Origin of the sequence: Mesorhizobium yinganensis (genome assembly GCF_040081985.1) — a bacterium.
GTDB lineage: Bacteria > Pseudomonadota > Alphaproteobacteria > Rhizobiales > Rhizobiaceae > Kumtagia > Kumtagia yinganensis.
In genome coordinates, this window is record NZ_JBEBMH010000004.1 from 153,070 (window position 1) to 166,847 (window position 13,778).

The window sequence follows — 13,778 nt, forward strand, 5'->3', positions numbered from 1 at the left end:
GCGAGGATTTGTGCTGTCGGGACGCTGTGCGTCCCGTGGCGGCGCGATCAAGCCTGTCTGCTCTGCCGATCGCCGGCAGATCGGAAACGGGGCGCCCGTCGGCGCCCCTCCCATCTCACGCCGCTTCCAGCGAAGCCATGTCGATGACGAAGCGGTAGCGCACGTCGGCGCGCTCCATGCGCTCGAACGCGGCGTTGATGTCCTGGATGGCGATCATCTCGCAATCCGGCAAAATGTTGTGGCGGGCGCAGAAGTTGAGCATCTCCTGCGTCTCGGCGATGCCGCCGATCGGCGAGCCCGACAGCCGCCGCCGGCCCATCAGCAGCGGCAGCGTGCTCTGTTCCTCGATCAGCCCGAGCTGGCCGACGATCACCAGCGTGGCGTCGACGTCAAGCAGCGGCATGTAGGGCGACACGTCGTGGCGCACCGGGATGGTGTCGATGATCAGGTCGAAGCTGCTGGCCGCGGCGGCCATGGCGGCTTCGTCGGTCGAGATCAGCACGCGGTCGGCGCCGAGTGCCAGCGCATCGGCGGTCTTGCCGGCGCTGCGACTGATCACCGTCACGTCGGCGCCGAGGCCGACCGCCAGTTTCACCGCCATGTGGCCGAGCCCGCCCAGCCCGATCACGCCGACCCGGCTGCCCGGCCCGGCGTTCCAGGTGCGCAGCGGCGAATAGGTGGTGATGCCGGCGCAGAGCAGAGGCGCCGCCCGCGCCACGTCGAGCCCGTCCGGCAACGCCAGCACGAATTCCTCGCGCACCACGATGTTCTTGGAATAGCCGCCATAGGTCGGCTCGCCGGTGATGCGGTCGCGGCCATTGTAGGTCTGCGTGACCACCTCGCGGCACAACTGCTCCTCCCGCTTCAGGCACTGGTCGCACCTGCCGCAACTGTCGACGATGCAGCCCACCGCCACCGCATCGCCCGCCCTGTAGCGGGTGACGTCCTTGCCGACGGCGGTCACCTTGCCGACGATCTCGTGGCCCGGAACGATCGGATAGGTCGAAAAGCCCCAGTCGTTGCGGGCCTGGTGCAGGTCGCTGTGGCAGACGCCGCAATAGAGTATCTCGATCGATACGTCGTTGGCGCGCAGGTCGCGCCGGTTGAATTCATAGCGCGCCAGCGGCTGGCTGGCGTCGGTCGCCGCATATCCGGTCGTCTTCATGGAAACTCACTCCGTTGGATGGGATGCCGGCGCCGGTCAGAACCGTTCGCCGACCATGTCTTCGCTCTTCGCCCACAGCGCCCTGGCGTTGTCGGGATCGAGCGCGTAGGACCGGACGCCGGCGCGCGCCGACACGTCGTCGATCTCCGCCACGTGGCAGTCCAGGCAGTAACGTGCGCCGACCTCGCCGGCCGGCGCGACCACCGCCGCCCAGACGGATGTCGCCGCGCCTTGCGGAACCGTCTTCAACTGCATCGGCGGCTCTCCGTCGGGCGGCGCGGTCACCATCGCCTTCATCAGCCCGTCCAACTCCTCCTGGCTCATATGGCGGGTCAGTTCGGTGAGGATGCCCCCCGGATGCACGGCCGTGGCCCGCACGTCCCTGTCCTTGTGGCGGCGGTCGAATTCGACGGCGAAAAGGATGTTGGCGGTCTTGGAGCGGCCGTAGGCGACGAATGGCGCGTAGGCCGTATGCTCAAAATTCGGATCGTCGAGATCGATGTCGGAATAACGGTGGCCCGCGGAAGACAGGTTCACCAGCCGCCCGCCCGGCTTCAGCAACGAAGCGATGCGGTTGACCAGCACGAAATGGCCGAGATGGTTGGTCCCGAACTGGGTCTCGAAACCGTCCGCCGTCCTGCCTTGCGGTGTGGCCATGACGCCCGCGTTGCAGATGATGACGTCGAAGGCGCGGCCGTCGGCAAGCAGCCCGTCCGCGCAGGCCCGCACGCTCGCCAGCGAAGCGAGATCGAGCGTTACCAGTTCAAAACTGCCGCCGCTCGCGGTCGCAGCCGAGCGAACGATCTCGGTGGCTGCCCGCGCCTTGTCGAGATCGCGCGCCGCCCCCACGACCCGGGCACCGTGCGCGACAAGCGCCCGCGCCGTCTCCACGCCCAGCCCTGCCGAGACCCCGGTCACGAGGATGCGCTTGCCCGAAAGGTCCACGCCCCTCAGCACGTCATCCGTCGTCGAGTCCGCTCCGAAAGCGTTCGTCATGAGTTGTCTCCTTGGATGGTGCTGCGACCAGACGGGTCGGGAGGAAGGATATCGAGACGCAACGGGGTGCGCTCGTGCCGACATATTTGGGCTGCCGGCGGTTCACAGCCGCGCCCGATCGTGTCGATCTCTTGCCTATTTCTATCAAACCGGCCGGTCGTAGGTTCTCGCCGGCTTGCCGAAGCCCGCCTACGACGCCACCTATCGGTCATGCAGCAGCTTTTGACGGAAATGAGCGAACTGGCCAGGCGGCATGCCGGCGATGCGGGCCTGGTGCGGATCACCCAGAATGTCGCGATCATGATCGCCGGGTCGGTCACCAAGCCGACGCCGACGGTGTACGAACCGATGCTCTGCCTCGTCCTGCAAGGCGCAAAGAACGTGATGATCGGCGACCAGGTGCTCCGCTACGATCCGGCGTCGTTCTTCATCGCCTCGGTGGAACTGCCCGTCTCCGGCCAGATCGTCGAGGCGAGCTCCGACCGCCCTTACATTTGTGCCAGCCTGCTGCTGGACCGCGAGGAACTGGCGGCGCTCATTCCCTCCGTGCCGGAGCAGCCCGACGGCCAGACCGCCGGATTCGGCGTCAGTCCGGTGACCCAAAAAATGCTCGATCCGTGGGCTCGGCTCCTGGCGCTGCTCGACGCGCCCGAGGACATTCCGGTGCTTGCGCCTATGCTGCAGCGTGAAATCCTCTACCGTCTGCTGCAAGGGCCGCAAGGCGGCGTCCTGCGCCAGATCGCGCGTGCCGACAGCCGTCTGTCGCAGATCCGGCAGGCGTTGTCATGGATCCGCGCGCATTTCGACGAGGCCATGCGCATCGAGGCTCTGGCCGAGATCGCCGGCATGAGCCCCGCCTCGTTCCATCGCCACTTCAAGGCGGCGACCGCGATGAGCCCCCTGCAATACCAGAAGATGCTGCGCTTGCAGGAAGCGCGGCGGCTGATGGTCGTCAGCGCCAGCACCACCCAGGCCGCCTATCGCGTCGGCTATGAAAGCGCCTCGCAGTTCAGCCGAGAATACGCCCGGATGTTCGGCGTGTCGCCGTCGCGCGACGCCGAACGCCTGCGCGGCGAGCGCATCGACCTTCGGGAAGTGAATAGCGCCGCTTGACATCCCAGCTTCCCCAAAGGCAACCAGTCCTGCCCGTTTCCTGGCCCATCCGGCCGTAATTGCTGGTCCATCCACGCGAAAACGCGGCGGCGCATAGTCCCGCTCATAAGGGGCAATCGAGGTCGCGAATCCGGCTTGCAGAAAAATTTAGCCGGCGCCTCGAATCGAGAGAAGAAACATGTCTGTCACCGCGGAATTGCAGACTTCCGGCCAGGATTCGGGAGCCGACGGGCGTTCGCGCCGCTCCGGTGGCCGCGAGGCGCGGCGTGCACTCAGGGCAGCTCCCCTGGCCGACGATATCAAGCCGATCCGGCCGGGCCTGGAGGGCGGCAGGTACAAACCATTGGTCCAGAACGACCTGGAGCGCATCCATCAGGCAGTTCTGACGCTGCTTGAAACCGTGGGTTTCGCCAATGCCATCCCGAGTTGCATCGAGGCGCTGGTGCGGGTGGGTGCGACGCTCGGCGAGGACGGCCGGCTGCGTTTTCCGCGGGGGCTGATCGAAAATACGATCAAGACCGCCGCCCGCAATTTCACCCTGCACGGCCAGGACCCGAAACACGACATGCTGATCCAGGGCAGCCGCGTGCATTACGGCACGGCAGGTGCGGCCGTGCACCTCGTCGACGTGGAGAAGCGCGAGTACCGAGAGTCGCTGCTGCAGGACATCTATGATGCCGCCCGCCTCGTCGACGGCCTGGACAACATCCACTTCTTCCAGCGCCCGATGGTGCCACGCGACGTGCCCGACCCGCTGGAGATGGATTTCAACACGCTCTACGCCTGCGTGATGGGCACGTCGAAGCATGTCGGCACGTCCTTCACCGTGCGCGAGAACGTCAAGCCGGCGCTGGAGATGCTCTATGCCATTGCCGGCGGCGAGGAGAATTTTCGCGCAAGGCCGTTCGTGTCGAACTCCAACTGCTTCGTCGTGCCGCCGATGAAGTTCGCCGAGGATGCCTGCGGCGTGCTGGAAGCCTGCGTCGAAGGTGGCATTCCAATTCTATTGCTCTCCGCCGGCCAGGCCGGCGCCACCGCGCCGGCGGCGATTGCCGGAGCGGTGGTGCAGGCGGTGGCCGAGGTGCTGGTCGGTCTCGTCTACGTCAACGCCATAAAACCCGGCCACCCCTGCATCTTCGGAACCTGGCCCTTCGTCTCTGACCTGCGCACCGGCGCCATGTCGGGCGGTTCGGCCGAGCAGGCGCTGCTGACCGCCGCCTGCGCGCAGATGGCGCAATTCTACGACCTGCCCGGCGGGTCGGCCGCCGGCATGGCCGATTCAAAACTGCCCGACATCCAGTCGGGTTACGAAAAGGGCATAACCAACGTGATGGCCGGCCTGTCCGGCCTCAACCTCGTCTATGAATCCGCCGGCATGCATGCCTCGCTGCTCGGCTTCTGCCTGGAAAGCCTGATCATCGACAACGACATGCTCGGCCATTGCCAGCGCTGCGTGCGCGGCATCGAGGTTTCGGATGCAGCCCTCTCGCTCGGCACGATCGCCGAAGTCTGCCTCAACGGCCCCGGCCACTATCTCGGCAACGAGCAGACGCTGCGCCTCATGCAGACCGAATATTTTTACCCCGCCGTCGGCGACCGGTTCTCACCGAAGGAGTGGAACGAGAAAGGCAAGCCCGACATTCTTTCACGCGCCATCGCCGAGAAGAAGCGGGTGCTGGCCGAACGTTTTCCGCGTCATGTGCCCAAACTTCTGGACGACCGGTTGCGCGCCCGTTTCGGCGACCTGATCCGCCTGCCCCGCGGCGGCATGGGGCTCTAGCCAGCCCCTACTCCTTCACCGCTCCAGTCATCGACGACACATAGTGCTCGACGAAGAACGAATACAGGATCACCACCGGCAGCGACCCGATCAGCGCGCCGGCCATCAGCGCGCCCCATTCATAGACGTCGGAGCGCACCAGTTCCGTCAGCACGCCGACCGGCACCGTCTTGTTCTCCGACGACTGGATGAAGGTCAGCGCGTAGATGAACTCGTTCCACGACAGCGTGAAAGCGAAGATGCCGGCCGAGATGAGGCCCGGCACCGACAGCGGCAGGATGATCTTGGTCAGGATCTGCCAGCGGCTAGCGCCGTCGATCAGGGCGCATTCCTCCAGTTCGAACGGGATGGAGCGGAAGTAGCCCATCAGCAGCCAGGTGCAGAACGGCACCAGGAACGTCGGATAGGTCAGGATCAGCGCGAAGGGCGTGTCGTAGAGCCCGAGCTTGAACACCATCACCGACAGCGGGATGAACAGGATCGAGGGCGGTACGAGATAGGCTAGGAAGATCGCGAGCCCGACCTGCCGCGAGCCGGAAAAGCGCAGCCGCTCGATCGCGTAGGCGGCGAAGACGGCGGCCAGCAGCGACAGGAACGTCGACGCCACCGAGATCAGCACGGTGTTGAGCAGCCAGCCGGGATAGGAGGTCTGGAACAACAGGTAGTTGATATGCTCCAGCGTCGGATTGACCACCCAGAACGGGCTGTAGTCGTTGAAATTGGTCATTTGCTCGTTAGGCTTTACCGCCGTCACGGCCATCCAGTAGAACGGGAAAAGCAGCACGATGACGAAGATCAGCAGCGGCAAATAGATGGTCACGACCTTGCGCGGCAGGCTTTGCAGGTAGCCCATGCCGCCTTCGTCGCCGGCGACGGTGTTGCGGGTCTCGGTGACAGCCATGTCAGTCGCCTCCGCCCTGCTGCCATTTGCGGCGCTGCAATCCGAAATAGCTGAACAGGATCGCCGCCAGGAGGAACGGGATCATCGCCACTGCGATCGCCGCGCCCTCGCCGAGCTGCCCGCCGGATATGCCGCGCTGGAACGAAAGCGTGGCCATCAGATGCGTAGCGTTCACCGGCCCGCCGCGCGTCAGCACGTAGATCAACTGGAAGTCGGTAAAGGTGAACAATACCGAGAACGTCATGGTGATGGCAATGATCGGTGTGAGCAGTGGCAGCGTCACATAGCGGAAGAGCTGCCAGCGCCCGGCGCCGTCGAGAGTCGCCGCTTCATAGAGCGACTGCGGGATGGTCTGCAGGCCGGCGAGTAGCGTGATTGCCACGAAGGGAATGCCGCGCCAGACATTGGCGGCGATGACCGAGGCGCGCGCGTTGTTGGGGTCGCCGAGGAAATTGATGCGGTGGTCGATCAGCCCAAGCTCCATCAGCGCCCAAGAAATGATCGAGAATTGCGAATCGTAGATCCACCAGAAGGCGATGGCCGACAGCACGGTCGGCACGACCCAGGGCAGCAGCACGATGGCGCGGAAAAAGGATTTTAGGGGCAGGTTTTCGTTGAGCAGCAGGGCCAACCACAGGCCGAGCATGAATTTCAGGATAGAGGCCGATATCGTGTAGAGCAGCGTGTTGAACACCGAGAGCCAGAAGACGGCGTCGTCCCATAGATATTCGTAGTTCTCCAGGCCGATGAAGATGCCGGGACGGCCGACGCGCGTGTCGGTGAAACCGAGCCAGACGCCCAAGCCCAGCGGGTAGGTCAGAAACACCAGCAGCAGCACGGCCGCCGGCAGCATGAACCACGCGCTGAGGAAGCCTTTGCTTTCGCTCAAGCGGGTTCTGCCCGAGGATTGCGGTGGCGCGGTGGTGGTGACGGAGGCCATTCAGCTTTTCCTGAAAGGCCCCCACTCCGTCTCGCCTTCGGCTCGCCACCTCTCCCCACTTCGTGAGGGGGAGAGGAAGGGCGCCAAGCTTGCGGCCGGCGCTTCCTCTCCCCCATCGTTCGGGGGAGAGGTGGCCCGAAGGGCCGGAGTGGGGGTCGAATAACCGGACATGCGATGCGAATGCACCGCATGCTCTGGACAATTTGCTGTGCCTAAACCCGATAATACCTGTTCGCCCGCTTCTCGGCCTTCTCCATCGCCTCTTGCGGTGTCGCAGCGCCGGTGACGGCCTCGGCATACATGTCGACCAGCACGTAGTCGGCCATGGTCGCCGCCGAGGCGTAACCCAGCGGGCCGGCATAGCCGTTCGGCCGCAGCGTTTCGGACGCCTTGGAATAGGCGACGGCGTTCAGATCGGACGTCCAGACCGGATTGTCCGCGTAAGCCTTGAGCGACTGGCAGCAATAGCCCAGCGACTTCTCGATCCAGTCGGCCATCTGCTCCTTCTCGAACATGAACTGGAGATAGGCCTTCGCCGCGTTCGGATAGGGTGTGTAGTTGAAGATCACCGCCGTGGTGGTCTGGTGCAGTTCCACCGACTGGCCGACCGGGCCGATCGGCAGATTGGTGGTGCGGATGTCCTTGGCGATCTCGGCCAGCTTAGGGTCGTTGTCCTTGTTGATCTGCGCGGTCCGGTAGGCCGAGATGCCGTTGGCGATGACGCCGAGCTCGCCCGCCAGGAAGGCGCGGTTGTTGTTGACGTCGAGCCAGCTCTCGGTGCCGGGGATGAAGGTCTTGTAGAGCTCCATCGCATATTCGATGGACTTCAGCGTCTCCGGGCTGTTGATGACCACCGTGCCACCCTCGTCGACCATCTTGCCGCCATGGCTCCACAGCAGCCAGTGGGCGTAGTTGTTGCCGTCGCCGACGCCGTGGCCGTGGGTGAAGCCGGCGGGATGGCCGATCTTCTGGAGCGCCTTGCAAAGCTCGAGGAAGCTTGCCGTGTCCTTCGGGAATTCCGAGAAACCGGCTTCCTTGACCCAGGAGTCGCGGTAGACGATGGCGTTGCCGATCGCCGCCAGCGGCAGGCCGATGAACTTTCCGTCCCTGGTGGCATAGCCCTTGCCGCCGTCATACCAGCCGCCATACTTGCCGCCGAGATAATCGGCGAGCTCGGTCACGTCCATCAGCTTGTCCGGATACTGATGCGCGTCGTCGAACCAAACCCACATGATGTCCGGGCCGGAGCCGACATTGGCGGCCACTGCGGCCTTCGGGCGGATGTCTTCCCAGCTTTCCTTGTCGACACGCACCTCGACGCCGGTGGCCTCGGTGAATTTCTTGGTGTTGGCCAGCCACGAATCCTCGTCGCCCTGCACGAAAGGCGACCAGCGCAGCACGCGAAGCTTGGCGCCCTGCTCGGGCGTGTAGGTCGGCGCATTCTGGGCAAAGGCCGGACGGCCGAGGAACTGGCTGCCGACAAGGCCGGCGGCGGCTCCGGCGCCGGTGCGGATAACGTCACGTCTGGTGAATTTCATCGTCATTTCCTCCTTGTGCGTTTCTTTGCGTCTTGTTCGTTCTTTCCGCGGTCCGCCGGATCAGTTCGCCAGTCGCTGTCCCGTCTCGCCGTTGAAAAGGTGGATAAGGTCGGCCGAAAGCCGCACCGTCTGGCCGGGCTCGAAATCGTGCCGGTCGCGGAAATTGGCGACGACGTCCTCGCCGCCCGGCGTGCGCCCGATGATCTGCACCTCCGCCCCGGTCGGCTCGACGACACTGATGGTGACGGGAAAGCCGCCATCGGAGAGTTTCAGGTGTTCCGGCCTGATGCCGAGCACGACCGGCGTGCCGCTAGCCGCGCCGCGCGCGCCGTTGAGCGGCACCGATATGCCGCCGGCGCCCTGGAAGGCGGGCGCTCCCTCACCGCCGATGCTGCCCTTCAGCAGATTCATCGCCGGCGAACCGATGAAGCTGGCGACAAAAAGGTTGTTCGGCCGGTCATAAAGCTCCAGCGGCTTGCCGATCTGCTCGACGATGCCGTCATGCATGACCACGATCTTGTCGGCCATGGTCATCGCCTCGATCTGGTCGTGGGTCACGTAGATCGTCGTGGTCTTCAGGCGCTGGTGCAGTTCCTTGATCTCGGCGCGCATCTGCACGCGCAGTTTCGCGTCGAGGTTCGACAGCGGCTCGTCGAACAAAAACACCTGCGGGTTACGCACGATGGCGCGGCCCATGGCGACGCGCTGGCGCTGGCCGCCGGAAAGCTGGCGCGGATAGCGGTCGAGCAGCGGCGTCAGGCTGAGGATTTCGGCCGCGCGGCTCACCCTTGTGTCGCTGTCGGCCTTGGCTGTGTTCTTCAGCATCAGCGAGAACGCCATGTTCTCGCGCACTGTCATGTGCGGGTAGAGCGCGTAGTTCTGGAACACCATCGCGATGTCGCGCTCCTTCGGCGCGACGGTGTTGACGACACGGTCGGCGATGGCGATCTGGCCGCGCGATATGCCTTCAAGCCCGGCAATCATCCTGAGCAGCGTCGACTTTCCGCAGCCAGACGGCCCGACCAGCGTGACGAACTCGCCGTCCTCGATGTCGATGCTGACACCGTGAAGGATCTCGACCGCTCCAAAAGACTTGAAAACATCGCGGATCGCGACGGACGCCATCGGCTCCTCCCGATAGGTGCTTCAAGGACGCCCAGGCGAGCGCGGGTGTTGTGCGCGCCTCCGGTCTCCTCCCGTCAACCCGCAATCGAAATGGTAGCGCTACCAAAACGGCCTGTAAAGTGCGATACATTTGCTGACATCACAGCCTTTCGTCTAACGCGCCGCGGCGGAGGAACCGGCCCGCGCCGACTGCTGCGGGCATCGTCCGCGGCGGCATCGGGGAAGCCAGCACTTTCGTGCGGATGGACAGTTTTGCGCGTGTCGGTTAGGCCTTAAGCGACAGCAGCGGAGGCTCCCATGGCGCTCACAATCGAAGGCGAGGAAACCATCGCCGCCCCGATCGGCAAGGTCTGGGAGGCGCTCAACGATCCGGCCGTCCTGAAGGAATGCATCCCGGGCTGCCAGAGTCTCGAGAAAAAATCCGATACCGAGATGGCGGCGACGGTCGTGCTCAAGATCGGACCGATCAAGGCCACCTTCGCCGGCGAAGTGACGCTGAAGAACCTCAACCCGCCGCATTCCTACACGATCGCCGGCGAAGGCAAGGGCGGCATCGCCGGCTTCGCCAAGGGCGGCGCCGACGTGACGCTGACCGAGGCCGGGCCGAACGAGACGGTGCTGAAATACGAAGCCAAGGCCGATGTCGGCGGCAAGATCGCCCAGCTCGGCAGCCGGCTGATCAGTTCGACCTCGAAGAAGCTTGCCGGCGAGTTTTTCTCGACGTTCGGCGAGAAGGTGGGCGCCTAACCCTCCCCCATGCGGGGAGGGTGGCCGCGAAGCGGCCGGGTGGGGTCGCCGATGAAGTGCTCTACCCTAATCGCCAAATCTATCGGTATTTCCCAAGACCGGTGCTTTGGCGGTGCAAGCGTTGAATCGACAAGAGAAACTAGGCGGTACTTGGCCGCACCCACCCCACCCGGCCGCTTCGCGGCCACCCTCCCCGCAAGGGGGAGGGTTTTGGGCGCAGCTATTCGAACACGATCGCCGGCGTCGACGCCGCCGCGCCCGCCTGCTCTGCCTTCAATCGCTCCAGAACCTTGGACGCAATCCCGCGATAGATCGCCGCCTGCGGACCTTCAGGCTCCGAGGCAACGACCGGCGCGCCGGCATCCGAGCTTTCGCGGATCACCATCTCCAGCGGCACTTCGCCGAGGAAGGTCACGCCCAGCCGCTCGGCCTCGCGCCGGGCCCCGCCATGGCCAAAAATGTCGTAGCGTTTGCCCGTGTCTGGCGCGAGGAAATAGCTCATGTTCTCAACGATGCCGAGCAGCGGCACGTCGACCTTCTTGAACATGTTCAGGCCCTTGCGGGCGTCGATCAGGGCAAGGTCCTGCGGCGTGGAGACGATAACCGCGCCGGCCAGCGGCACCTGCTGGGCCATGGTCAGTTGCGCATCGCCGGTGCCGGGCGGCATGTCGACTACGAGCACGTCGAGCTTGCCCCACTCGACCTCGCGTAGCATCTGCGTCAGCGCCGACATCACCATCGGCCCGCGCCAGATCATCGGCGTCTCCTCATCGACGAGGAATCCCATCGACATGACCTTCAGGCCGTAATTCTCCATCGGGATCAGGATCTTGCCGTCGAGCGTCTGCGGCCGGCCGTGGATGTTCATCAAGCGCGGCACGGACGGGCCGTAGATATCCGCGTCGAGCAGCCCGACCTTCAGGCCCAGCGCCGAAAGCCCGAGCGCCAGGTTCACGGCGGTGGTCGACTTGCCGACGCCGCCTTTTCCCGACGCTACCGCAATGATCGCCTCGATGCCCGGCACGCCGCGTTTTCCCGAACTGTGCGAAGCCGGAGCCTGCGGCGGCGCGGGTCTAGCCGCCGGGGCCGGACGCTGCGGTGCCGCCGGAGTTGGCGCGGGCCGCTTGACCGGCGCTTCCATGCCGCCGCCCTTCTTCTCGGCCGTCAGCGCCACGACGGCGCCGGCCACACCCGGAATGGACTTCACCGCCCGTTCGGCCGCGGCGCGCAACGGCTCGAGCTCCTGGGCGCGGGCCGCCGGCACCGTGATCGAGAAGAACACTTTGCTGTCAGCGATGAAAATCTCGGAGACCAGGCCGAGCGAGACGATGTCGCCCTCGAAATCGGGTCCCTTGATGGTCTTGAGTTTTTCGACGACGGTTTCGCGGGTAACGGTCATGGCTGGTGCTTCTGCTTGCTGGCTGAGCACCAGATAATGCGTTTCCCGGCGAAGACCAAGCCGGCACGGTCACCCGATCAGCAGAACTCCACTTCGACGTGACGCTCGGTGCGCGACACGATCCGGCAGGGCATGTCGATCCTGTCGGAGCGGATCGCCAGGTTGAACTCATCCGGCAGGCCGATGCAGCTTATGATGTCCAGCCCCGCTCCCTCCGTGGACAGCGTGCGAACAGTGCAGTCCATGGTCGACCGGCGTCCGTTGAAATGGATCAGTCCGGCCTTGAGCACGCGCCGGCGGGCGTGAGTCTCCGCCGTATGATGGCTGCGCCAGGCGACCACGCGGTTGCGCCCCTCCGCCTTGGCCTCGTAGAGCGCCGTATCGGCATGGGCGAGAAGACTGTCGATGTCCTTCGTCACCAGGTCCAGGGTCGAGACGCCGAAGCTCGCGGTGACCTGACGCCGGGAGCCGTTGGGCTCGAACGGCAGGCCGGCGATGATGCTGCGCAGCTTCTCCGCGGTTTCGACGGCGCCGCGGCGGTCGGTGTGCGGCAGGATGATCGCGAACTCCTCGCCGCCGATCCTGCCGAAAATGTCGGACTGCCGGAGATTGCCGGAGCAGGCGCCGGCAATGCCTGCCAGCACCTCGTCACCGGCCGCGTGGCCGTAACTGTCGTTGATCGTCTTGAAGTGATCGATATCGAAGGCAATCAGGCTGAGATTGTGCTTGTGGCGGCGGGCCAGCGCCAGCGCACGCTCGCCGCCGGTGCGAAACCCACGGCGTGTCAATGTTCCCGTCAGGGCGTCTACCGTCGCGAGCTGCTGGAGTTCGATCTGGTCCATCGCCAGTTGCGCCAGGTCGCGCAGGATGTCGACCTGGCGATCGCCGAAGGGGCGCGGCTTCATGTCGATCGCGCAGACCGTACCGATGTTGTGACCGTCGCTGGTCCTTAACGGCACACCGGCATAAAAGCGCACATGCGGCTCCCCCGCCACATGCGGATTGTTGGCGAATCGCGGGTCGAGCAGGGCGTCCGGCACGATCGTCGGCGTCGCCGCAAGGAGCGCGTGCGTGCAGAAGGTGCTTCGCCGGTCGACCTGATCGACTCCCATGCCCTCGCAGGCCTTGTAGAGCTGGCGGTGAGCGTCCATCACCGAAACCAGCGCGATCGGAACATCGAACACGTTCTTGATGACGCGCACGATGCGGTCGAAGGATTCGTTGCGCGGCGCATCGAGGATATCGAGGCGATCGAGAGCCACGAGGCGTTCGGCCTCGCGGATTTCTGCTTGCATCATAGACGGGTCGGCGTTGGCGGGATCGGCATGTTTGATCGGATTCCCGGGCATGATCTTCTCCCTGGCATCGGGTCGGGCGACCCTCATTACTACGGGAACACCGCCTTTGCGGTTTAAATCCTCCTCAAAGCTTGGTGCGATGGTTAACGGTTTCACACCAAACCCGTTCGCAAAAATATCCGAGAGGCTGTCGGGATAACCATTGCCCGTCCGTCCTAGGGTCGAACCGACACAAGGAAGGATACGTCATGCACAAGATCACGACATGCCTGTGGTTCGAGAGCCAGGCCGCCGAAGCGGCGCAATTCTATGCGTCCGTCTTTCGCAACGCCGCGATCGGCGAGATCGTCAAGGCTCCCGGCGGCGGCGAGCCTTACACCACGGAAGGACAGGTGCTGACCGCGGAGGTCACCATCGAGGGCCATACTTTCGTGTGCCTCAATGGCGGGCCGCATCCGGAAGGCAAGCCGAACGACGCCGTCTCCTTCCAGATCCTGTGCAAGGACCAGGCCGAGGTTGACGAATACTGGAACAAGCTCGCCGCCGACGGCGGGCGCGAGGTTCAATGCGGCTGGGTGAAGGACAAATTCGGCTTTGCCTGGCAGATCGTGCCGGAAATCCTGCCGCGGCTGTTCAAGGACCCGGATCGTGAGAAGGCCAAGCGCGTGACGGCGGCGATGATGAAGATGGTGAAGCTCGACGTGGCGGCGCTGGAGGCGGCGGCGCGGGGGTGATGCCAACGCAACGTAACTCTCAGGCCAATCGCTTGAGGGGCG

12 protein-coding genes are annotated in these 13,778 nt (G+C 64.7%); 4 read left to right on the forward strand and 8 right to left on the reverse strand.

Annotated features, from left to right (window positions below; genetic code table 11):
- Nucleotides 1-115: 115 nt before the first annotated feature.
- Together ABMA59_RS10870 and ABMA59_RS10875 are read right to left on the reverse strand one after the other, a co-directional pair.
- Nucleotides 116-1,165: an NAD(P)-dependent alcohol dehydrogenase gene (locus ABMA59_RS10870; RefSeq protein WP_349005363.1), complete on the reverse strand. Its 1,050-nt coding sequence runs from the start codon at nucleotides 1,163-1,165 to the stop codon at nucleotides 116-118.
- 36 nt (nucleotides 1,166-1,201) lie between these two features.
- Complete coding sequence (locus ABMA59_RS10875) at nucleotides 1,202-2,161, reverse strand: SDR family NAD(P)-dependent oxidoreductase (protein ID WP_349005364.1); 960 nt, start codon at nucleotides 2,159-2,161, stop codon at nucleotides 1,202-1,204.
- A gap of 231 nt (nucleotides 2,162-2,392) precedes the next feature.
- On the opposite strand from ABMA59_RS10875, the gene ABMA59_RS10880 reads away from it, so the two are divergent.
- Both ABMA59_RS10880 and ABMA59_RS10885 read left to right on the forward strand, forming a co-directional pair.
- Nucleotides 2,393-3,274 (forward strand): AraC family transcriptional regulator, encoded by an 882-nt coding sequence (locus tag ABMA59_RS10880; RefSeq protein WP_349005365.1) that lies wholly within the window; start codon nucleotides 2,393-2,395, stop codon nucleotides 3,272-3,274.
- Between the two features lie 178 nt (nucleotides 3,275-3,452).
- On the forward strand, nucleotides 3,453-5,054 hold the full coding sequence (locus tag ABMA59_RS10885) for a trimethylamine methyltransferase family protein (RefSeq protein ID WP_349005366.1): 1,602 nt from the start codon (nucleotides 3,453-3,455) through the stop codon (nucleotides 5,052-5,054).
- Between the two features lie 7 nt (nucleotides 5,055-5,061).
- On the opposite strand, the gene ABMA59_RS10890 is transcribed toward ABMA59_RS10885, so the two are convergent.
- From ABMA59_RS10890 to ABMA59_RS10905, 4 genes are all read right to left on the reverse strand, one after another.
- The gene (locus ABMA59_RS10890; protein WP_349005367.1) at nucleotides 5,062-5,955 is read right to left on the reverse strand and encodes a carbohydrate ABC transporter permease; all 894 of its coding nucleotides are present in this window, start codon (nucleotides 5,953-5,955) and stop codon (nucleotides 5,062-5,064) included.
- Between the two features lies 1 nt (nucleotide 5,956).
- Complete coding sequence (locus tag ABMA59_RS10895; protein WP_425475904.1) at nucleotides 5,957-6,808, reverse strand: carbohydrate ABC transporter permease; 852 nt, start codon at nucleotides 6,806-6,808, stop codon at nucleotides 5,957-5,959.
- A 299-nt stretch (nucleotides 6,809-7,107) separates the two neighbouring features.
- On the reverse strand, nucleotides 7,108-8,433 hold the full coding sequence (locus ABMA59_RS10900) for an ABC transporter substrate-binding protein (protein WP_349005369.1): 1,326 nt from the start codon (nucleotides 8,431-8,433) through the stop codon (nucleotides 7,108-7,110).
- A 60-nt stretch (nucleotides 8,434-8,493) separates the two neighbouring features.
- Nucleotides 8,494-9,558: an ABC transporter ATP-binding protein gene (locus ABMA59_RS10905; protein WP_349005370.1), complete on the reverse strand. Its 1,065-nt coding sequence runs from the start codon at nucleotides 9,556-9,558 to the stop codon at nucleotides 8,494-8,496.
- 297 nt (nucleotides 9,559-9,855) lie between these two features.
- Here ABMA59_RS10905 and ABMA59_RS10910 point away from each other — a divergent pair, with 297 nt between their 5' ends.
- Nucleotides 9,856-10,305: an SRPBCC family protein gene (locus tag ABMA59_RS10910; protein ID WP_349005371.1), complete on the forward strand. Its 450-nt coding sequence runs from the start codon at nucleotides 9,856-9,858 to the stop codon at nucleotides 10,303-10,305.
- Between the two features lie 220 nt (nucleotides 10,306-10,525).
- Here the strand turns inward: ABMA59_RS10910 and ABMA59_RS10915 are convergent, their stop codons facing one another.
- Nucleotides 10,526-11,704 (reverse strand): Mrp/NBP35 family ATP-binding protein, encoded by a 1,179-nt coding sequence (locus tag ABMA59_RS10915; protein ID WP_349005372.1) that lies wholly within the window; start codon nucleotides 11,702-11,704, stop codon nucleotides 10,526-10,528.
- A gap of 77 nt (nucleotides 11,705-11,781) precedes the next feature.
- On the reverse strand, nucleotides 11,782-13,053 hold the full coding sequence (locus ABMA59_RS10920; protein ID WP_425475896.1) for a sensor domain-containing diguanylate cyclase: 1,272 nt from the start codon (nucleotides 13,051-13,053) through the stop codon (nucleotides 11,782-11,784).
- A 197-nt stretch (nucleotides 13,054-13,250) separates the two neighbouring features.
- Between ABMA59_RS10920 and ABMA59_RS10925 the strand changes: the two genes are divergently transcribed.
- Nucleotides 13,251-13,736, forward strand: coding sequence for a VOC family protein (locus ABMA59_RS10925; protein ID WP_349005373.1), 486 nt, complete (start codon nucleotides 13,251-13,253; stop codon nucleotides 13,734-13,736).
- Nucleotides 13,737-13,778 lie beyond the last annotated feature (42 nt).

Coding starts and splice junctions, on each gene's coding strand:
- ABMA59_RS10870 (WP_349005363.1), bottom strand. CDS start 1,165: ATGAAGACGACCGGATATGCGGCGACCGACGCCAGCCAGCCGCTGGCG.
- ABMA59_RS10880 (WP_349005365.1), top strand. CDS start 2,393: ATGAGCGAACTGGCCAGGCGGCATGCCGGCGATGCGGGCCTGGTGCGG.
- ABMA59_RS10905 (WP_349005370.1), bottom strand. CDS start 9,558: ATGGCGTCCGTCGCGATCCGCGATGTTTTCAAGTCTTTTGGAGCGGTC.
- ABMA59_RS10890 (WP_349005367.1), bottom strand. CDS start 5,955: ATGGCTGTCACCGAGACCCGCAACACCGTCGCCGGCGACGAAGGCGGC.
- ABMA59_RS10885 (WP_349005366.1), top strand. CDS start 3,453: ATGTCTGTCACCGCGGAATTGCAGACTTCCGGCCAGGATTCGGGAGCC.
- ABMA59_RS10895 (WP_425475904.1), bottom strand. CDS start 6,808: ATGCTGCCGGCGGCCGTGCTGCTGCTGGTGTTTCTGACCTACCCGCTG.
- ABMA59_RS10910 (WP_349005371.1), top strand. CDS start 9,856: ATGGCGCTCACAATCGAAGGCGAGGAAACCATCGCCGCCCCGATCGGC.
- ABMA59_RS10875 (WP_349005364.1), bottom strand. CDS start 2,161: ATGACGAACGCTTTCGGAGCGGACTCGACGACGGATGACGTGCTGAGG.
- ABMA59_RS10920 (WP_425475896.1), bottom strand. CDS start 13,053: ATGCCCGGGAATCCGATCAAACATGCCGATCCCGCCAACGCCGACCCG.
- ABMA59_RS10925 (WP_349005373.1), top strand. CDS start 13,251: ATGCACAAGATCACGACATGCCTGTGGTTCGAGAGCCAGGCCGCCGAA.
- ABMA59_RS10915 (WP_349005372.1), bottom strand. CDS start 11,704: ATGACCGTTACCCGCGAAACCGTCGTCGAAAAACTCAAGACCATCAAG.
- ABMA59_RS10900 (WP_349005369.1), bottom strand. CDS start 8,433: ATGAAATTCACCAGACGTGACGTTATCCGCACCGGCGCCGGAGCCGCC.